Consider the following 1,548-nt stretch of genomic DNA (forward strand, 5'->3'; position numbering starts at 1 on the left):
CACCGCAAAACCGCACTGGGCATCGCCCAGGTCGTCATGCTCGGCGAACTCGCCGTAAACCAGGCCCTCGACAACGTCGAAATCGCCCACTGACCCGGTCTCTCTCCGTAGCAAGTACCAGATTTCTTCGCTACGGAGGGCTATCTATTACTATGACTTCCCAAATCAGGCGCTTCAGTTACCGCGTCGGAATGGACGCTAATGACGTTGCTTGTACTGGCAGAACTTATCGCGCTAGCGTTGGCGTTTATCTTTATCGCGAGCGCGAAATTCATGCCACTACACGAATGCCCACACACGTTTGAAGAGCTAGCCACAACGGTCTTGCCTGCGCATATGAACAGAATGAAGACCGCCCTTAGAGATCCGCGAGATATGAAGGTTTTTGGCATTCAAGGTGTTGGGGCTAAGTCTCTCCTGAAGCAGTTCGGCCTGGCACATGACTTTTCGGGTTGCTACGTTCTGATCGACAAGGGAACGCCTATTTATGTTGGTATTTCCCGAAGTGTGATCAGCCGGCTTCGGCAACACGTATTCGGCAAGACACACTTTGATGCAAGCTTGGCTTTTCGCATTGCGATGGCAAAGCATCCAGATCGAACGATCTCCAAGCTCACTCGTGCAAAGGCAATGGACGATCCACTATTCGGTACTTCTTTCGCAGAAGCGCAAGCCTACTTACGCTCACTTCAGGTTGCTGCAATAGCTATCGAAAATGCGCTTGAGCTGTACGTGTTCGAGCCCTACTGCGCACTGGCGCTGGATACCCATCAGTGGAACTCCTTCGAAACTCATTGACTGAGACAGTGTGAACTGCGATTCAGAACCCATCGCCAGCCGGTTGGAGTGGCTTGCTCGCCAAAACGCCGACTCCATCAACCGCAGACCGGAATAAACAGAAAAATCACCATTGTTTAAACGAAGTCTGTCGTTACCACCGAAGCCCTACAACGCCTTGCGCCATCGCCTACGAGTACGCCAGAATCCGCCGGCTTGTGCGTCTGGCGCGCCCTCCGTACCTTGATTCCTGTCACTGCTCATCAGTGATCGGGTCTGCAAGCCCGCCGGAAAACCAGTCGCATAGCTACGCCAAATGGACGCTCGTTCGGGTCCACGAAATGGCAGCTTTGTGCGGGAGACCTTCGGGTCTGCCGGGTTCCTGGTTTCCCGGTCTTGCAGACCCGCGCACAGCTGCCACCCATCATCTGCAAGTGATGCTGGTAGCTCCTAATGAACAATCAGGAGCTTCACCATGATCAAGCCAACACCCAACCCGCCAGAAACCGACCTCGCATCGCCCTACGAATCCCTCGATTCCAAAAAACTCCACGAAGCCGCCGAACGCGCCCTCGACCATTACCTGTCCCCGGCCACCCAAATCATGGCCAGCCCGCACAAACCCGAACCCATGTACCTCGCCAACCCGAAGTGCGACACCGAATCCCTGCTCGCCAACGCCAGCGAAACCCTCGGCTCCGCCAGCGAAATGCTCAACAACTTCGCCGCCACGCTCGACACCTCCCACCGCAAAACCGCACTGGGCATCGC

At 55.3% G+C, this 1,548-nt stretch carries 2 protein-coding genes; both read left to right on the top strand.

Annotated features, from left to right (window positions below):
- Nucleotides 1–201 precede the first annotated feature (201 nt).
- Nucleotides 202–798, top strand: a complete 597-nt coding sequence (locus H043_RS0126460) for an excinuclease ABC subunit C (protein ID WP_177325673.1) — start codon at nucleotides 202–204, stop codon at nucleotides 796–798.
- A gap of 454 nt (nucleotides 799–1,252) precedes the next feature.
- Nucleotides 1,253–1,548 (top strand): hypothetical protein (locus H043_RS0126465; RefSeq protein ID WP_027614326.1); only part of this gene is annotated, 296 nt, incomplete at its 3' end.

The sequence above is a fragment of the Pseudomonas sp. URIL14HWK12:I6 genome (assembly GCF_000514195.1).
Classification (GTDB): Bacteria; Pseudomonadota; Gammaproteobacteria; order Pseudomonadales; family Pseudomonadaceae; genus Aquipseudomonas; species Aquipseudomonas putida_A.